The sequence below is a fragment of the Corynebacterium sp. AOP40-4SA-5 genome, from assembly GCF_052377355.1.
Taxonomy (GTDB): Bacteria; Actinomycetota; Actinomycetes; order Mycobacteriales; family Mycobacteriaceae; genus Corynebacterium.
The window spans coordinates 17,444-36,370 of sequence record NZ_JBQSWS010000002.1 but is presented as its reverse complement, the minus strand read 5'-3'; the positions used below and the strand labels follow the sequence as shown (position 1 = coordinate 36,370).

At 70.5% G+C, this 18,927-nt stretch carries 9 protein-coding genes; all 9 read left to right on the top strand.

What is annotated here, in order from left to right:
• The first annotated feature begins 46 nt into the window (after nt 1-46).
• A complete protein-coding gene (locus tag ACT3S3_RS01235) occupies nt 47-2,632 on the top strand; it encodes a DNA polymerase III subunit gamma and tau (protein WP_444626022.1) in 2,586 nt (861 codons plus the stop codon).
• An 8-nt stretch (nt 2,633-2,640) separates the two neighbouring features.
• Nucleotides 2,641-3,564, top strand: coding sequence for an aldo/keto reductase (locus ACT3S3_RS01230; protein WP_301441776.1), 924 nt, complete (start codon nt 2,641-2,643; stop codon nt 3,562-3,564).
• Nucleotides 3,565-3,652: 88 nt separating this feature from the next.
• Complete coding sequence (locus ACT3S3_RS01225; protein WP_301441777.1) at nt 3,653-3,967, top strand: YbaB/EbfC family nucleoid-associated protein; 315 nt, start codon at nt 3,653-3,655, stop codon at nt 3,965-3,967.
• Between the two features lie 12 nt (nt 3,968-3,979).
• The gene (recR, locus tag ACT3S3_RS01220) at nt 3,980-4,624 is read left to right on the top strand and encodes a recombination mediator RecR (RefSeq protein ID WP_301441778.1); all 645 of its coding nucleotides are present in this window, start codon (nt 3,980-3,982) and stop codon (nt 4,622-4,624) included.
• A gap of 97 nt (nt 4,625-4,721) precedes the next feature.
• Entirely contained in the window at nt 4,722-5,108 is a 387-nt protein-coding gene (locus ACT3S3_RS01215) for a DoxX family protein (protein ID WP_301441779.1), read from the top strand.
• A gap of 379 nt (nt 5,109-5,487) precedes the next feature.
• Nucleotides 5,488-7,362, top strand: a complete 1,875-nt coding sequence (locus ACT3S3_RS01210) for an acetyl/propionyl/methylcrotonyl-CoA carboxylase subunit alpha (protein ID WP_301442873.1) — start codon at nt 5,488-5,490, stop codon at nt 7,360-7,362.
• Nucleotides 7,359-8,927: an acyl-CoA carboxylase subunit beta gene (locus ACT3S3_RS01205; RefSeq protein ID WP_301442872.1), complete on the top strand. Its 1,569-nt coding sequence runs from the start codon at nt 7,359-7,361 to the stop codon at nt 8,925-8,927. Before ACT3S3_RS01210 ends, ACT3S3_RS01205 begins: the two co-directional genes overlap by 4 nt.
• A 35-nt stretch (nt 8,928-8,962) precedes the next feature.
• A complete protein-coding gene (locus ACT3S3_RS01200; RefSeq protein ID WP_444626020.1) occupies nt 8,963-18,238 on the top strand; it encodes a fatty acid synthase subunit beta domain-containing protein in 9,276 nt (3,091 codons plus the stop codon).
• Nucleotides 18,239-18,255: 17 nt separating this feature from the next.
• The gene (gene acpS, locus ACT3S3_RS01195; RefSeq protein ID WP_441579517.1) at nt 18,256-18,699 is read left to right on the top strand and encodes a holo-ACP synthase AcpS; all 444 of its coding nucleotides are present in this window, start codon (nt 18,256-18,258) and stop codon (nt 18,697-18,699) included.
• Nucleotides 18,700-18,927 lie beyond the last annotated feature (228 nt).

The following is an 18,927-nucleotide window of genomic DNA, read 5'->3' as shown; positions in this document are numbered from 1 at the left end:
CGACGGTGGGGCAGACCATGTCCGTCGCGCCTTGTAGGCTGGGTCCGTGGCTCTTTACAGGAAGTACCGGCCGGCGTCGTTTGCCGAGGTCGTGGGGCAGGAACATGTGACCGAACCGTTGTCGACGGCACTGGACAGCGGGCGGATCAACCACGCCTACTTGTTCTCCGGTCCGCGGGGCTGCGGCAAGACCTCGTCGGCGAGGATCCTCGCCCGCTCGCTGAACTGCGAGCAGGGGCCCACGTCCTCGCCCTGCGGCGAGTGTGCGTCCTGCCGTGCCCTGGCGCCCGGCGGGCCGGGGACGTTGGACGTCACCGAGCTGGACGCGGCGACGCACAACGGTGTCGAGGACATGCGCGAGCTGCGCGACCGGGCGTTCTACGCCCCGGCGGACTCTCGCTACCGGGTGTTCATCATCGACGAGGCGCACATGATCTCCTCGGCGGGTTTCAACGCGCTGCTGAAGATCGTGGAGGAGCCCCCGGAGCACCTCATCTTCATCTTCGCCACCACGGAGCCGGAGAAACTGCTACAGACCATCCGGTCGCGGACGCACAACTACCCGTTCCGGCTGCTGACCCCGCCGGCGATGCGTGGCTTGCTGGGCCGCGTGTGCGAGGACGAGGGGGCGGTTGTCGAGGACTCGGTCTACCCGCTGGTCATCCGTGCGGGAGGGGGCTCCCCGCGTGACTCGCTGAGCATCATGGACCAGCTGCTCGCCGGTGCCGGTGAGGAGGGCGTGACCTACAACCGTGCGGTGGCCCTGCTCGGGTTCACTGACACCTCGCTCATTGACCGGGCGGTGGACGCGCTGGCAGATCAGGACCAGGCGGGGCTGTTCGGCTGCGTCAGCGACGTGATCGACGCCGGCCACGACCCGCGCCGGTTCGCGATGGACCTGCTGGACCGGTTCCGGGACCTGCTGGTCGTGCAGGCAGTGCCCGAAGCCTTCGACACCGGCCTGGTGGACGCCCCCACCGACCAGCGTGAGGTGCTGACCGCGCAGGCGAACACCCTCGGGCAGGCGACGCTGACGCGGTGCGCCTCCCTGGTGAACGAGGGCCTGGCGCAGATGCGTGGCGCCACAGCGCCCCGACTGCTGCTGGAGATCCTCTGCGCCCGTATGGCCCTGCCCGCCGCGGGTATGACGGTCGAGGCGCTCGCGCAGCGTGTCGAGGCCCTCGAGGCAGGCGGCGGCACGGGCGGAGTGGGCGCCGGTACCGGGAATGCCGCGCCAGCGGGATCCGGACGTCCCTACGTGCGCAAGTCGAAGAGGGAGGCGGAGGCTGCTCAGCAGGCGCAGCAGACGCAGCCGGCTCCGTCGACTACGCAGGAAGAATCGGTCCAGTCTGCGCCGATGCCTGCCCAGCCCGCGGCGCAACAGACGCCGGACGCAACGCCGACACCTGCTCCCGCTCCGGCTACGGCGCCGGAGACCTCTCCCGAGGACGACCGCAGGGCCGAGGCCGAGCGTGCCCGCGAGATCATGCGACGTCGCCGGCAACCGGCCGCGGAGCAGACACCAGAACCCGAACCCATCCCGGAGCCGGTTCCGGAGCCCACACCGGAACCTGAACCGGCTCCCGAGCCTGCACCTGAGCCTGAGCCCACGCAGGAACCCACGCCTGCACCTGAGCCTGAGCCCACGCCCGAGCCCGAGCAGGCACCTGAACCCGCGCCAGAACCGGCGCCCGAGCCAGCGCGGAGCGCCCACCCCGTCGACAAGTGGGGCGAGGTCCTCGAAACGCTGAAGGACGCCAACCTCGCCGCATGGATCGCCGCGCGCGATGCCACGGCGCAGGAAGGTGCCGTCGGCGAGGACGGTGCACCGACGATCTACCTCAACCACCACACCGGAGCCTTGGCGAACTACGTCAACGCTCCCGACCATGCCGCCATCTACGCGGAAGCGGTTCAGAAAGTCACCGGCGAGTCCGTGCGTGTGACTGCGGGTGTCGGTGTCGGTGCCGGTGCCGGTGTGCCCCAGGAGTCGCCGGGAAAAGCTGAGGCTGCGGCTGACCCGCAGCCGGAGCCCACACCATCGCCGGAGCCGGAGCCGGAGCCGGAGCCGGAGCACGAGCAGGCGCCAGCGCCTGAACCTGCACCAGAGCCGGCCCCTGCGCCCGAGCCCACCCGACCGGCGGACCCCGTCGACATGGCACTGCAGCGGGCCCGACAGGCCGAGTCGGTGGCTCCGGCGCAGCCTGAGCAACCCCGCCAACCGGCTCAACCCCAGCCCCAGAGCTCCTTCCAGAACACCGCCCCGTCGCCCACCGCCAGGAACGAACGTCCCGCCGAGGAACTCTCCGGCTGGCGTGCCCGTCGCGCGAAGATCGACGCACGTCGCAACACCGGTGGTCCTGGCGGGTTCGGCGGCCCGGGAGCAGGTCCCGCCGACAACGGCGGATTCAACGGTGTCCCGCTGCCGGACGAACCGTCCGAGCCCTGGGACGACGGCCCCGGTGCGGTACCCCCGGATCCGGAGGGGCAGCAGGGTGTCGACCGGGCGGAGGCCGAGGAGGCCATGGCGCAGCTCAACGACCTGTCTTCGGCCAACATCGACCACCGCAATGCCATCGAGATCGCCGGCGAGCTGTTGGAGAAGCACCTCGGGGCGGAGCGCACGCGGTAAGGAGAATGATGAGTACAGCCCCGTCAGTCATCGCCGGGATGATGCGGATCGCCGAGAAGACCGACGCCGAGATCCGCGCGCTCTACGACACGGCCCGCGGACGCGGCGTCACGTACTTCGACCACGCCGACCTCTACGGCGTCGGCGCGCCCGGCGGCGGTTACCACCGCTGCGAGAGCAGGTTCGCCGGTGCGCTGAACCTCAGTGCGTCCGCACGCGACGAGATCGTCCTGCAGTCCAAGGTCGGCATCGTCACCGACGGTCCGTACTACGACTCGTCCTATGAGCACATCATCGCCACGGTCGAGGAGTCGCTGACGGCGCTGCGCACCGACCGTCTCGACGTCCTGCTGCTGCACCGTCCCGACGCGCTCGTGGAGCCCGACGAGGTGGCCCGGGCATTCGACGAACTCGAGGCCACGGGCAAGGTGCGGGCCTTCGGGGTCTCCAACCACACGCCCCGGCAGATCGACCTGCTCAGGACCGCGGTCCGGCAGACGCTGGTCGTCAACCAGCTGCAGTTGTCGATCACCCACGCGCCGGTCATCACCCAGGGACTCACGGCGAACATCGTCGGTGAACCCGGTGCGGTGGACGTCGACGGCGGTGGCGTCCTCGACTACTGCCGCCTCAACGGCATCACGGTGCAGGCGTGGTCGCCGTTCCAGAAGGGGACGGAACGCGGGGTGTTCCTCGGCGACCCCGGCTACGCCGAACTCAACGCCGTGCTCGGGGAGGTCGGCGACGCCCACGGCGTCGCCCCCGCGGCGGTGGCGACCGCCTGGATCCTGCGCCACCCCGCACGCATGCAGGTCGTCCTCGGCTCCACCGATCCGTCCCGTTTCGCCGAGGCGTCCGGCGGTGCGGACGTCGAACTCTCCCGCCGCGAGTGGTACCGGTTGCTGCGCGCCGCCGGGCACCGTCTTCCCTGAATCAGTTGCGGACGCCGTCAGCAGGTAAACTCCGACGGGGTAGAAGACCAGAACGATCGACCTGAACCTACAGCGAAGGGAACACACCGTGAGCCAGCCCGACATGAACCAGATCATGGCCCAGGCCCAGCAGATGCAGCAGCAGCTCCAGGAGGCGCAGGCCGAGATCATGGCCTCCACCGTCGAGGGCACCGCCGGCAACGGCCTGGTCAAGGTCGCCCTGCGCGGCTCCGGAGAGGTCGAGAGCCTCTCCATCGACCCGTCCGTGGTGGACCCGGAGGACGTCGAGACCCTCCAGGACCTCGTCATCGGCGCCTACCAGGACGCCGGGGAGAACCTCAAGAACCTCTCCAACGAGAAGATGGGGCCGCTGTCCCAGGGCCTCGACGGCCTCGGCTTCTAGGACGAGTCCACCGTGTTCGAAGGTCCCCTCCAGGACGTGATCGACGAGTTCTCCCGCCTCCCCGGGGTGGGGCCCAAGAGCGCCCAACGCATCGCCTTCCATCTCCTCCAGGCAGAGCCGGAGGAGCTGGACAGGCTCGGCGGCGCGCTGTCGCGCCTGCAGAACGGCGTGCGTTACTGCCGGATCTGCCACAACGTGTCCTCCGAGGAGGTCTGCCGGATCTGCGCGGACTCCACCCGCGACGCCACCATCGTGTGTGTCGTCGAGGAGTCGAAGGACATCCAGGTCATCGAGCGCACCGGTGAGTACGACGGGCGCTACCACGTCCTCGGCGGCGCCCTGGACCCGCTCAACGGCGTCGGCCCGAAGGAGCTCAATGTCACCGCGCTGGTGCAGCGTATCGGCGGTCGGGTGGACGACGTCGTAGCCGCCGACGGCACGGTGGCGGACGCCCCGGACATCTCCGAGGTCATCATCGCCACCGACCCGAACACCGAGGGCGAGGCCACGGCCGCCTACCTCGGGCGACTGCTCAAGGAGTTCCCCGGGCTGACCGTGTCCCGCCTGGCCTCGGGAATCCCGATGGGCGGCGACCTCGAGTTCGTCGACGAGCTGACGCTGTCGCGGGCCTTCGAGGGCCGCACCGCGATCCGGTAACGGGCGCGCGAGCCACATAAGCGGCATTTACCTCACCGGGGTGTCCTTGCCCACGAAAGCGCTGACAGGGGGTCGGCGTCGGCGTAGCGTGAGGGCCATGACCACACGAAACAAGAACCTCGCGAATGCCAGGGCAGCAGTCTGGGCCACCGTCTTCGGCGGAGCCGGGGTGCTGCACTTCGCGCAGCGACGCTTCTTCGACTCCATCGTCCCGGAGGAACTCCCCGGGGAGCAGAAGTACTGGACGTGGGGGAGCGGGGTCATCGAGCTCGCCCTCGCCGCGGCGATCGCCAACCCGTCCACCCGGGCGGCCTCGGCGAAGCCGGCATCGCTGTTCCTGCTCGGTGTGTGGCCCGGCAACATCAAGATGGCGATCGACTGGCAGGCCTCGGACTCCAAGAGCACACTGTTCAAGGCCGGCGCATGGGCTCGCGTCGCAGGTCAGGTGCCCATGATCGTGTCCACGAGCAGGCTCGGGGAGTAGGACAGAACATCCCCTACGGGGAAGTTTTGTCGGGGGGATGACAATCTTGTAATCACTATGTCGGTAAAGGTGTCCGCATAGAGTGACGCAAGGCACATGTCGACGGGGTGGGGTCCCGTCAGGGGTCGTGCGGGGGTGGGCGGACCGCGGGGTCGTCCGGGTCGGCAAAAACACTTGTTGACCTAAGGAAAGCCCGTCCGGTGGAGCCGGTTTCCGGCGGGGTGTGGGGGTAGAGCACATATATGTGCAGAACAGAACGGGTCGGAGCTGTCCGTAGCGGTTCCTAGAGTTCATCCCCATTCACGCGCACCGTGCCCGAACGATCTCGGGCGCGCGTCGCGTTGAGCCCTTCATGAACCGACTCTCCGAAAGGAGCCCGATGCCGACCACCATCCTCGTGGCCAATCGTGGCGAGATCGCCGCACGTGTCGTCCGTACTGCCCGTGACCTGGGACTTCGTTCCGTTGCCGTGTACTCCGACCAGGACATCGACTCACCTGCCGTCGCCCTGGCAGATGACGCGTACTCGCTGGAGGGCACCACCCTCCAGGAGACCTACCTCGACATCGCCAAGATCATCGACGTCGCACAGCGTGCCGGGGCGGACGCCGTCCACCCCGGCTACGGTTTCCTCTCCGAGGTGCCGGACGCCGCCCAGGCCGTCGCGGACGCCGGACTGACCTGGCTCGGCCCGGCCGCGGACACGATCCGCCAGCTCGGCGACAAGATCAGCGCCCGGCGCACCGCCCTGGCCGCCGGCGTCTCGCCGGTGCCCGGCACCACCGACCCGGTGCAGTCCATGGAGGAGGTCGACGACTTCGTCGCCGCCCACGGATACCCGATCGTCCTCAAGCGCTCGGACGGAGGCGGCGGACGCGGCATCGAGGTCATCCGCACCGACGAGGACCTGAAGACCTTCGCTGCGGGCCACGCGATGGCCGGCGGCGACCTGGACAAGTTCTTCATGGAGCGTTTCATCGTCTCCGGCCGTCACATCGAGACCCAGTGCATGCGTGACTCCCACGGCAACTTCGCCGTGGTCACCACGCGCGACTGCTCGGTGCAGCGCCGCCACCAGAAGGTCATCGAGGAGGCCCCGGCACCGTTCCTGCCCGAGGGTGCCGACGAGACCCTGCAGACGTGGTCCAAGGCCCTGTTCGACCACACCGACTACGTGGGTCTGGGGACCTGCGAGTTCATGCTCACCGAGGAGGGTGAACTCTTCTTCCTGGAGGTCAACCCGCGCCTGCAGGTCGAGCACACCGTCTCCGAGGAGGTCACCGGGCTCGACCTCGTGGAGGCGCAGTTCACCATCGCCGACGGCGGCAGCATCCCCGAGGTTCCCGAGATCCGTGGCCACTCCATCGAGCTGCGCCTGACCTCGGAGGACCCCGCCAAGGACCTCACCCCGACCGCGGGCAAGATCAAGGAACTCGAGTGGCCGGCCGGCCACGGGGTCCGCATCGAGACCGGTGTGCGTCTCGGCGACAAGGTCTCCCCGGAGTTCGACTCGATGATCGCCAAGCTGATCGTCACCGGCCCGGACCGTCCCCGCGCGATCGCCCGGGCACGCCGCGCGCTCGGCGAGCTGTCCATCAAGGGCATCGCCACCTCCACCCCGGTGCTGGACCTGATCATGGCCCACCCGGACTTCGACGCCACCAACGACCACGGTGACCTGCGGGTGCGTACCCGCTGGCTGGAGACGACCTTCCTGCCGGCCGTGGACATGGAGAACCTCGGTTCCGACTCCGACGGGGAGGACGACGAGAGCAGCATCGCCGCGGCACTGCGGACCTTCACCGCGCAGATCGACGGCCGTCGCCACCGCATCACCCTGCCCGACGGGCTGGCGAACCTCGGTTCGATGATGCAGAGCGGGCTGGGCAACCTGGGCGAGATGGGCCAGGAGATCGGCTCGCGTGTCCGACGCAGCCAGCCGCGTCGCGGTTCCCGGCGTCGTGGCGGCGAGGCCGCCGCCGGTGCCGCCCCGGTCGGCGAGTCGCTGACCGCCGAGGGCGCGCTGAAGTCGCCGATGCAGGCCATCGTCGTGCGCATGGGCACCGAGCCCGGTGCGTCCGTCGGGGAGGGTGACGTGGTCATCGTCCTGGAGGCGATGAAGATGGAGAAGTACATCCACGCCCCGGCCGGGGGAACCGTCGCGTCCATCGACGTCGCGGTCGGCCAGAACGTCAACGCCGGCGACACGCTGCTGCACATCAACGCCGAGAGCACCGAGGAGGCCGCAGAATGACCGCCGCCGAGAAGACCGACAAGATCGAGAAGATCGCCGCGAAGGCCTCCGTCGACTACGACGCACTCGCCGCCGCCGCGGACGAGAAGGCCCAGAAGTTCCAGCACGGCAAGGGCAAGTACACCGCGCGTGAGCGCATCGCGATGCTCTGCGACGAGGGCTCGTTCGTGGAGTACGGCCGTTTCTTCGGCGGCGACCCCGCCGAGGGCTTCCTCGGTTCCGCCGTGGCCACCGGCTTCGGCACCATCGACGGACGCACCGTCGCCATCTACGCCCAGGACTTCTCCATCCGCGGCGGCACCCTCGGCAAGGTCGAGGGCCAGAAGATCACGGACATCATCGACCGGGCGATCGCCGAGCGGGTTCCCTGCTTCGGCCTGCTGGACTCCGGCGGAGCCCGGATCCAGGAGGGCGTCGCCGCCCTGTCGTGGTACGGCCGTATCTTCCGCAAGTCCTGCGAGGCCTCCGGGTTCATCCCGCAGATTTCACTGATCCTCGGCCCGTGTGCCGGCGGTGCGGTGTACTCCCCGGCGCTCACGGACTTCGTGATCATGCCGCGCGAGAACTCGCACATGTTCGTCACCGGCCCGGACGTGGTCAAGGCCGTCACCGGTGAGCAGATCAGCCTGGACGACCTGGGCGGCGCGGAGATGCACAACAGCGTCTCCGGTGTGGCCCACTACCTCGCCGAGGACGAGGAGGACGCGATCGACTACGCCCGCGCCCTGCTCAACTACCTGCCGCAGAACTGCAACGACGAGACCCCGTCCTACGACTACGTCCCCACCAAGGAGGACATCGAGGCCTCCCGCGGTGTCGGCGACATCGTCCCGGCGGACAACCGCATGCCCTACGACGTCGTCGAGGTCATCGAGTCCCTCGTCGACCACGGTGAGTTCGTGGAGGTCCAGGAGCACTGGGCCCGCTCGATCGTCATCGGCTTCGCCTGCATCGAGGGCAAGCCGGTCGGCATCGTCGCCGACCAGCCCATGCACAACGCCGGCACGCTGGACGTCGAGGCGTCGGAGAAGACCGCCCGTTTCGTGCGCTGCTGCGACGCCTTCGGCCTGCCGGTCGTCACCCTGGTCGACGTGCCCGGCTACCTGCCCGGCGCCGAGCAGGAGCGCGCCGGCATCATCCGCCGTGGCGCGAAGGTGATCTACGCCTACGGCAACTGCACCGTGCCGGTGGTCACCATGATCACCCGCAAGTCCTACGGCGGCGCCTACATCGTGATGGGTTCCAAGGGCATCGGCGCGGACTTCGCCTTCGCCTGGCCGGACGCCGAGATCGCCGTGATGGGTGCCGAGGGTGCCGTGCAGATCCTGCGTCGCCGCGACATCGCCGCGGTCCCCGACGAGGAGAAGGCCGACTACACCAAGCAGCTGGCCGACGAGTACCAGGCGGAGAACATCAACCCGAACTTCTCCGTCGAGACCGGTGAGATCGACCGCATCGTCGTCCCCGCGGACACCCGCGACACCCTGGCCTCCGCGCTGCGTTCCCTGCGCACCAAGGACCGCGACCGCCGCCACTTCAAGTTCCACTCCAACGGGCCCCTGTGACCCCTGCAGAGAACCGTCGGACAACTAAGGACATCATGACTGACTCTTCCTCCAGCTTCCTCTCCCGCCTGAACGGCGGCGACGAGAAGACCACCCTGCTCTTCGGCGGTCAGGCCACCCCCTGGCGTCCCGCCTGCGCGCAGCTCGCCGAGGACCCCACTCTGGCCGGCGAGATCCGTGCGCTGATCACCGCGTCGGACGACCTGCTCGCCCCCGTCGCCGCCGAGCTCACCGCCGCCACGGCCGGCGCCCTGACGCTGGAGCGTCTCGCCGGTGACGCGACGACCTCCGCCGGCCCCGTCTCCGCGGCGCTGTCGGTGCCCGGCATCACCGCCGTGCAGTACGCGCAGCTCTCCGCGCTCAAGGGTGCCGGCTTCGACGCCGTCGCCGCCGTCGCCGACGGCCGCGCCACCGCCCTGGGCCACTCCCAGGGCGTGCTGGGCGCCGCCTTCGTCGCCGGGGACGGCCCGTCGGACGCCGAGGTCTTCGCCGTCGCCAGGCTGATCGGTGCCGCCGCGGCGCGCACCACCCGCTCCGCCGGCTTCGCCGTCGGCGAGCACACCCCGATGCTGTCCGTGCGTGGTCTGGAGAGCTCCCACCTCGACGCCGTCATCGCCGATGCCGGCGTGGACGTCGAGGTCGCCATCCACAACGGCCGTCGCCGCTTCATCCTCTCCGGTACCCCGGAGGACCTGGGTGTCGTGGAGCAGACCGTGCTGCAGCTCGGCGAGAAGGACGCCGCCGAGCTCACCGCGAAGACCCGCGGCGGTGCGCCGCTGGCCCCGCAGACCGAGTACCTCGAGGTCACCGTGCCGTTCCACCACAGCTCCATGGAGCCCGCGGTGGAGCAGGTCGTCGCCTGGGCAGGACGCTGCGGCCTCGCCGCGGACACTGCAGGTTCTGTCGAGCGCTTCGCCCGCGCCGTGCTGACCGACCACGTCGACTGGGTCGACCAGGTCGCCGCCGCCCGTGATGGTGGCTCCGCATGGTTCCTGGACGTCGGCCCCGGCGTCGTCGCCTCGAAGATCTCCGCCGAGGTCATCGAGGGCTCCGGCGCCGGCATCGTCGCCGCCGGCAGCCTCGACGACGTCGACGCGCTCGCCGCACCGGGCCCGGACCCGGAGCGCACCGTCGACTGGTCGTCCTACGCCCCGCGCCTGCTCGACCTGCCCACCGGGCAGGTCGTGGAGACCGCGTTCTCCCGCCTGACCGGCCGTTCCCCGGTGCTGCTCGCCGGCATGACGCCGACCACCGTGGACCCCGAGATCGTCGCCGCCGCCGCCAACGCCGGCTACTGGGCCGAGATGGCCGGTGGTGGACAGGTCACCGCAGAGGTCTTCGACGCCAACCTCACCAAGCTCAAGGGACTGCTCGAGCCGGGCCGTGCCGTGCAGTTCAACGCCATGTTCATGGACCGCTACCTGTGGAACCTCCACTTCGGCGGCCAGCGCGTGGTCTCCAAGGCCCGCGAGTCCGGCGCACCGCTGGACGGCGTGGTCATCTCCGCCGGCATCCCCGAGCCCGACGAGGCCCCGGAGGTCATCGGCGCGCTGCGTCAGTCCGGCTTCTCGCACATCGCGCTGAAGCCCGGCACCGTCAACCAGATCCGCGCGGGCCTGGGCATCGCCCGCCAGATCGAGGACACCGGCACCAGCATCATCCTGCAGGTCGAGGACGGTCACGCCGGTGGACACCACTCCTGGGAGAACCTCGACGACCTGCTCACCGCCACCTACGCCGAGATCCGCCGCCAGAAGAACGTGGTGCTCTGCGTCGGCGGCGGCATCGGCACGCCCGAGCGCTCCGCCGACTACCTCTCCGGTGACTGGTCGGTGGCCCTCGGCCTGCCGTCCATGCCGGTCGACGGCGTGCTCGTCGGCACCGCGGCGATGACCGCCAAGGAGGCCAAGACCACCGACGAGATCAAGCAGCTGCTCGTCGACACCCCCGGTGTCGCCGATGCGTCCGGCGCGGCCTTCACCGCCCCCAACGGCGGCTGGATCGCCCCCGGCAACTCCGCCGGTGGCGCGACCTCGGGCCTGTCGCACCTGCGTGCCGACATCCACGAGATCGACAACTCCGCCGCCAAGTGCATGCGCCTGATCCAGGAGGTCGGTGGATCGCTCGAGGCCGTCAACGCCCGCCGCGACGAGATCATCGAGGCGATGGACAAGACCGCCAAGCCCTACTTCGGTGAGCTGGAGAAGATGACCTACGCACAGGTCGTCCGCCGCTTCGCCGAGCTGAGCTTTCCGTGGGTCGACCCGTCCTGGCTGCAGCGCTTCCAGGAACTCCTGCAGCGCGTCGAGGCCCGCCTGACCAGTGCCGAGCACGGCCCGGTGGAGACCCTGTTCCCCACGGTGGAGTCCGCCGAGGACCCCACCGCCGCGGTGGAGACCCTCGTGGCCGCCTACCCGTCCGCCGAGGTCGACACCCTGACCCCGCTGGACACCGCCTGGTTCATCGCCCTGTGCCGCAAGTACCCCAAGCCCATGGGCTTCGTGCCGGCCATCGACGAGGACCTCCTCGCATGGTGGGGCAAGGACTGCCTCTGGCAGGCGCAGGACGACCGCTACTCCGCCGACCAGGTGCGCATCATCCCCGGACCGGTCTCGGTCTCCGGCATCACCACCGTCGACGAGCCCGTCGCCGACCTCCTCGGACGTTTCGAGGAGGCCTGCCGCGCCCGCATCGCCGACACCGAGCCGGTCACCGCGTGGTCGCGCACCGAGGACGCCGTGGACGTGGAGTCCCTGCTCAAGGCCGTGCCCTACATCTCCTGGACCGGCCACCTGATGGACAACCCGGCCCACGTCATCGACGAGGACCGCTACGACCTGGTGGTCACCAACGACGGCTCCGACGGCAACCCCGTCACCGTCACCATCGACCTGCACCTGGACACCTTCTGGGACGACACCGCCGCCGGTTCCGGCGACGCGCAGGTCCACGCCGTGCGCAGCCTGCCCGTCCCGCTGATCCTGGACACCACCAGCATCACCGGCGGCATGCCCGTCGTCGACGAGGAGCGCCTGCCCGACACCATGTACGGGCTGCTCGCCGGCACCGCCGGTGTGGGCAACACCGCCGTCACCGGCGATGAGATCACCGCGATGCCGACCAAGGTCGCCGGTTCCACCACCGACGAGACCCCCTTCGGCACGTTCAGCTACGACTTCACCCTCACCGGCTCCCTGGGCTCCGAGCACGCCGGTGTGACCGGCGACGACCTCGGCGACCTCTCCGCGGTCGGCGGCGGCGCCACCCGCGCCTCCATCGTGCCCGACGCCCTGCTCGGTACCTGCTGGCCGGCGATCTACGCGGCCCTGGGTTCGGCCACGGTCAACGAGTACCCCGTCATCGAGGGCCTGCTCAACGCCGTGCACCTGGACCACACCGTGGCCCTGGAGGTCTCCGCCGAGGAGCTCGCCGCCCGCGCCCCGCTGACCGTCACCGTGTCCAGCTGGGCCGCCGGCATCGAGGAGTCGTCCTCCGGACGCGTCGTCACCGTGCACCACCACATGCACGACGCCGAGGGCGTCCTGCTGGGACGCCAGACCGAGCGCTTCGCCATCCGTGGCCGCGCCTTCGGCACCACCCCGCCGGCCGAGCCGGCCGCCGCCGGCGGCACCGGCGCGGAGGTCACCGACACCCCGCGTTCCACGCTGCTGCGCACCCGCGTCAACGCCCCGGCGGAGATGACCCCCTTCGCCTGGGTCTCCGGCGACTTCAACCCGATCCACACCAGCCACGTCGCCGCCCGCGTCGCCGGGCTGCAGGCACCGCTGGTGCACGGCATGTGGCTCTCGGCCACCGCCCAGCACGCCGCGTCCGCCGCCGGATCCGGCCACCGCATCCTCGGCTGGACGTACCGCATGTTCGGCCTCGTCCAGCTCGGTGACCCGGTGGACATCCAGGTCGAGCGCACCGGACGCGTCGCCGGCGGCGGACTGCTGCTGGAGGTGACCTGCCGGATCAACGACGAGCTCGTGTCCCAGGGCACCGCCGTCACCGCCGCCCCGTCCACCGCGTACGTCTACCCCGGCCAGGGCATCCAGTCCAAGGGCATGGGCCTGGACGAGCGCGCCGCCTCGAAGGCGACCGCCGCTGTCTGGGAGCGCGCCGACGCGCACACCCGCGCCACCCTGGACTTCTCCATCCTCACCGTGGTCCGCGACAACCCCACGTCGCTGACCGCCAACGGTGTGACCTACCAGCACCCGGACGGCGTGCTGTACCTGACGCAGTTCACCCAGGTCGCCCTGGCCACCCTGGCGCTGGCGCAGACCGCGCGCCTGCGTGAGGCCGACGCCCTGGTCGCCGACGCCTACTACGCCGGCCACTCGCTCGGCGAGTACACCGCCCTGTCGGCCTACGCCGGCACCATCGAGCTGGAGACCGTGCTGGAGGTCGTGTTCCACCGCGGCTCCACCATGCACCACCTCATCCCGCGTGACGAGAACGGCCGCTCGGACTACCGGATGGGTGCCCTGCGCCCCAACCAGTTCGGCGTCGACGACGACCACGTCGTGGAGTACGTGGAGTCCGTGGCGGAGGAGTCCGGCGAGTTCCTGGAGATCGTGAACTTCAACCTCGCCGGCGAGCAGTACTCCGTCGCCGGCACCGTCGCCGGCCTGGACGCCCTGCAGAAGGACGCCGCCGAGCGCACCGCCGCCGCCGGCGGCAAGGGCTCGTTCATGATGGTCCCGGGCATCGACGTGCCCTTCCACTCGCGCGTGCTGCACCCCGGTGTGCCCGACTTCCGCGAGAAGCTCGACGACCTGCTGCCCGCGACCATCGACCACGAGGTCCTGGTGGGACGCTACATCCCGAACCTCGTGGCCCGCCCGTTCGAGCTGACCCGTGAGTTCGTGCAGTCCATTCTGGACGTGGTGCCCGCCGAGCCGGCCCAGGCCGTGCTCGACGACTGGGACGCCCGTACCAAGGACGAGGCAGGACGCGCCGAGGTGGCGCGCACCCTGTTCATCGAGCTGCTGTGCTGGCAGTTCGCCTCCCCGGTGCGCTGGATCGAGACCCAGGACCTGCTCCTGGCCACCGACCGCCTGGACATCGACGAGCTCGTCGAGGTCGGCCTCGGCGCCGCCCCGACGCTGGCGAACCTGGCGACCAAGACGCTGCGCCTGCCCCGCTTCACCGGCGCCGACGTCGCCGTGCGCAACGTGCAGCGCGACGAGAAGGCCGTCTACCACGAGGACGTCCAGACCATCGAGGCCCCGGCAGCGCCGGCGGACCCGGCTCCCGCAGAGCAGGACGCCGTGGCCACCGGCGACGTCGTCGCCGAGGCGCGTCCCGACGCGTCCGCACCGTCCCCCGCCGTCGACGAGGGCTACGCCACCCCGGAGCCCCCGGCACCGGCCGGCTCCGTCGAGCGTCCCGCGGACCTGCCCTACAAGGCGTCCGACGCGATCAAGACGCTGCTGGCCTACGCCAACAAGCTGCGTCCGGAGCAGATCGGTGGTGCCGACACCACCGGCACGCTGACCAACGGTGTGTCCTCGCGGCTCAACCAGCTGCTCATGGACATCTCCGCGGAGCTGGGACTGTCCAGCGTCGAGGGTGCAGCCGAGGCCGACGTGACCACGCTGTCCGCCACCGTGGACGCCGCGGCGCACAACTACTCCGCGTTCGGCCCGGTGCTCAGCGAGGCCGTCAAGGACCGGCTGCGCAAGCTCTTCGGTGCCGCCGGGGCGAAGGCCACCGCCATCGCCGACCGCGTCACAGGCACCTGGGAGCTCGGCCCCGGCTGGGTCGACCACGCCACCGCGCAGATCCTGCTCGGCTCGCGTGACGGCGCCTCCGCCCGCGGCGGCGACCTGTCGACCCTGCCGACCTCGGCGACGTCGATGGCCGACGTCAACGCCATCGTCGACGAGGCAGTCACCCAGGTCGGTGCCGCCCACGGCATCCCCGTGGCCAAGCCCAGCGCCGGCGGTTCCGGCGGCGGCACGGTGGACTCCGCCGCGCTCGACGCCTTCGCCCAGGAGGTCACCGGCGACGAGGGTGTGCTGGCCAACCTGGCCCGCCACATCCTGCACGACCTCGACCTCGACGTCCCCGCGTCCTCGTCCTTCGGCGACCCCGAGGCCGACGAGACCGCCGCGGTGCTGCAGGCCGTCAGCGAGGAGCTCGGCGCCACCTGGCCCAAGCAGGTCGCGCCCGTCTTCGACGAGCGTCGCGCCATCCTCGTCGACGACCGGTGGGCCACCGCCCGTGAGGACATCTCCCGTCTGGCCGAGGGCGGCGAGATCGCCGACACCGCCACCTTCCGTGGCACCGGCGAGACCGTGGCCAAGCACGCCGACTGGTGGGCCGACCACGTCTCCGACGCACAGCTGGCGTCCCGCTTCACCGGCATCGCCGCCGAGGCCCGCGACGAGGAGACCACCGGTGACTTCGCCGGACAGGTCGCCGTCGTCACCGGCGTGACCCCGGCGTCCATCACCGGTGGCGTGGTCGGCGACCTGCTGTCGCAGGGGGCCACCGTGGTGATCACCGCCTCGCGCATCAGCCCGGCCCGCCTGGAGTTCATCAAGAAGCTCTACCGCGAGCACGCCTGCGCCGGTGCGAAGATCTGGCTGGTCCCGGCGAACCTGTCGAGCTACCGCGACATCGACGCCCTGGTCGACTGGATCGGCAACGAGCAGACCGAGACCGTGGGATCCGAGAAGAAGCTGGTCAAGCCGGCACTCGTCCCCGACCTCTTCCTGCCCTTCGCCGCACCCACGGTGTCCGGCACGGTCGAGGATGCCGGCGGAAACGCCGAAACCCAGGCCCGCCTGCTGCTGTGGAGCGTGGAGCGGTCCTTCACCGCCCTGTCGCGCATCGGCCACGAGGCGAACCTGGCCCACCGCCTGCACGTCGTCCTGCCGGGTTCCCCGAACCGCGGAACCTTCGGCGGCGACGGCGCCTACGGCGAGACCAAGGCCGCCTTCGACGCGATCTGCAACAAGTGGTCCAACGAGCCGTGGGCCGAGCGCGTCACCATCGCGCACCCGCGCATCGGCTGGGTCGCCGGCACCGGTCTGATGGGCGGCAACGACCCGCTCGTCGACGCCGCCGTCGAGGCCGGGGTCCGCGTGTGGACGCCGTCCGACATCGCCGGTGAGCTCGTCCGCCTGTGCTCCTCGGAGATCCGCGCCGCCGCGTCCATCGGGCCGGTCGACGCCGACCTGACCGGTGGGCTCGACAAGATCAACCTCACCGAGCTGCGCGAGCAGGCCATCGCCGACGGTGCCTTCGACACCGTCGCCGCCGGTGCCGACGCCGAGGCCACCCAGGCCCCGGTCACGGTCAACGCGCTGCCGTCGCCGGTGCGCGCCGCCCAGCCCGTCGCCGTCGACGGTGACGAGGCCTGGGGCGAGGTCAGCGCCGACCTGGACGACATGGTCGTCGTCGTGGGTCTCGGCGAGGTCAGCGCCTGGGGCTCCGGACGTACCCGCTTCGAGGCGGAGTACGGCGTGCAGGCCGACGGGTCCGTGGACCTCACCGCCGCCGGTGTGCTCGAGCTCGCCTGGATGACCGGCCTTCTGACCTGGAAGGACACCCCGGTCGCCGGCTGGTACGACGCCAAGGGCGAGATCGTGCCCGAGGAGGAGATCTTCCCGCGCTACCGCGACGAGGTCGCCGCCCGCGCCGGTGTGCGCACCTTCGTCGACGACGTCGCGCTCGAGGACGTGCACACCCCGCAGGCCGCGGAGATCTTCCTCGACCGCGAGGTCACCTTCTCGGTGGACTCCGCCGAGGCCGCACAGTCCTTCGTCGAGGCCGACCCGGACTTCACCCGGGCGACCGTGGACGAGGGGACCGGCGAGTGGTCCATCACCCGACTGCCCGGTGCCCGTGCGCGGGTGCCGCGCCGTGCCACCCTGGCACGCAAGGTCGGCGGCCAGTTCCCCACGGACTTCGACCCCACCCGCTGGGGCGTGCCGGCCTCGATGGTCGAGGCCATCGACCGGATCGCCGTGTGGAACCTCGTCGCCACCGTGGACGCCTACCTCTCCGCCGGCTTCACCCCGGCAGAGATCCTGCAGGCCGTGCACCCCTCGGATGTGGCGATGACCCAGGGCACCGGCTTCGGCGGCATGACGTCGATGCGCAAGCTCTTCGTCGACCGCTTCCTGGAGGAGGACATCCCGTCCGACATCCTGCAGGAGACGTTGCCCAACGTCGTGGCCGCGCACACCATGCAGGCCTACGTCGGCGGCTACGGTGCGATGATCCACCCGGTCGGCGCCTGCGCCACCGCCGCGGTCTCCGTGGAGGAGGGTGTCGACAAGATCAAGCTCGGCAAGGCCGACTTCGTGGTCGCCGGTGCCACCGACGACATGTCGGTGGAGTCCATCAGCGGGTTCGCCTCGATGAACGCCACCGCCAACTCGGACGCCATGGCCGCCAAGGGCCTCAACGAGCGCTTCTACTCCCGGGCCAACGACCGCCGTCGCGGCGGTTTCGTGGAGGCCCAGGGTGGCGGAACGATCCTGCTGACCCGCGGTTCCGTCGCGGCGAAGCTGGGTCTGCCGGTGCAGTCCGTGGTCGGCTACGCGGCGTCCTTCGCCGACGGCGCGCACACCTCCATCCCCGCCCCGGGCATGGGTGCGCTGGCGGCCGGACGCGGCGGGCAGGGCTCGAAGCTGTCGAAGGAGCTCGCCAAGCTCGGTGTCTCCGCCGACGACATCTCGGTGGTCTCCAAGCACGACACGTCCACCAACGCCAACGACCCGAACGAGTCGCGCCTGCACACCCGCCTGGCGGCGGCGATGGGCCGTACCGAGGGCAACCCGATGTACGTCGTCTCCCAGAAGACGCTCACCGGGCACGCCAAGGGTGGTGCCGCGGTCTTCCAGACCGCCGGCCTGGGCGACATGTTCCGCACCGCGCGCATCCCGGCGAACCGCTCGCTGGACTGCGTGGACCCGGAGATGGCCTCCGCGCCGAACCTGGTCTGGCTGCGTGAACCGCTGCAGCTCAACCGCACGGTCCGTGCGGGTCTGCTGACCTCGCTGGGCTTCGGTCACGTGTCCGCGCTGATGGCGCTGGTGCACCCGGAGGCCTTCCGGATCGCCGTGGCCAACCAGCTCGGGGAGGACGCCGCGACGGCGTGGGTGGAGACCGCCTCCGCCCGCCTGCGCGCCGGCGTGCGACGCCGCGAGGCCGGCATGCTCGGCCACCGCGCCCTGTTCGAGGAGATCGGGCACCGTCGCTTCGCCGAGGACGTCGACATCGACGCCGCCGAGCCGGCGATGCTGCTCGACCCGCAGGCCCGTGCCGGTGAGGACGGTCTGCTGCGGTGACCGGTTCCTCCTTCGTGATGGGTGTCGGTATCGACGTGGTGGACATCCCGTCGTTCGCCGAGCAGCTCGACCTGCCGGGGTCGCGGTTCGCCGCGTCCTTCACCGGTGCCGAGCGGCGCGCCTGTGCCCGTCTCGCCGAGACGAGCGGGAACGAGGCGCAGCACCTGGCGGCCCGGTGGGCGGCGAAGGAGGCGTTCTACAAGGCGTGGACCGCCGCCGAGGCCGGCGACGAGATCCCCGGTGCCAAGATGGACTGGTCACGGATCGAGGTCGTCAAGGACCGGTGGGGTCGGCCGTTCATCCGGCTGCACGACCCGTTGGACTCCGTGGTCACCGGTGCGCTGACCCGCCACTTCGGTGGTGGGGCCCCGGAGAACGGGCACGCCGTCTGGCATCTGAGCCTGTCGCACGACGGCCCGGTGGCCCAGGCCTTCGTGGTCGGGGAGTGGCGGCGCATGTAGCGGCCCGGGTTCCCCCGGAGTGAGCGAGCAACCCCGCAGGTCGGTGTGACCGACCTGCGGGGTTGCTGCGCGTGGGCACTCCCACCATGTTGTGATCGGACGCTACGCGGCGTGCCATCGTGGTCCCACGGTTGTCGCATGCGTGCCGGGCACGCTGGGGTGATGATGAGGACCAGTGGAAGTGACCGCCGTCGGCTACCGGGATTGCGCGGCAGATTCCGGTCGGGA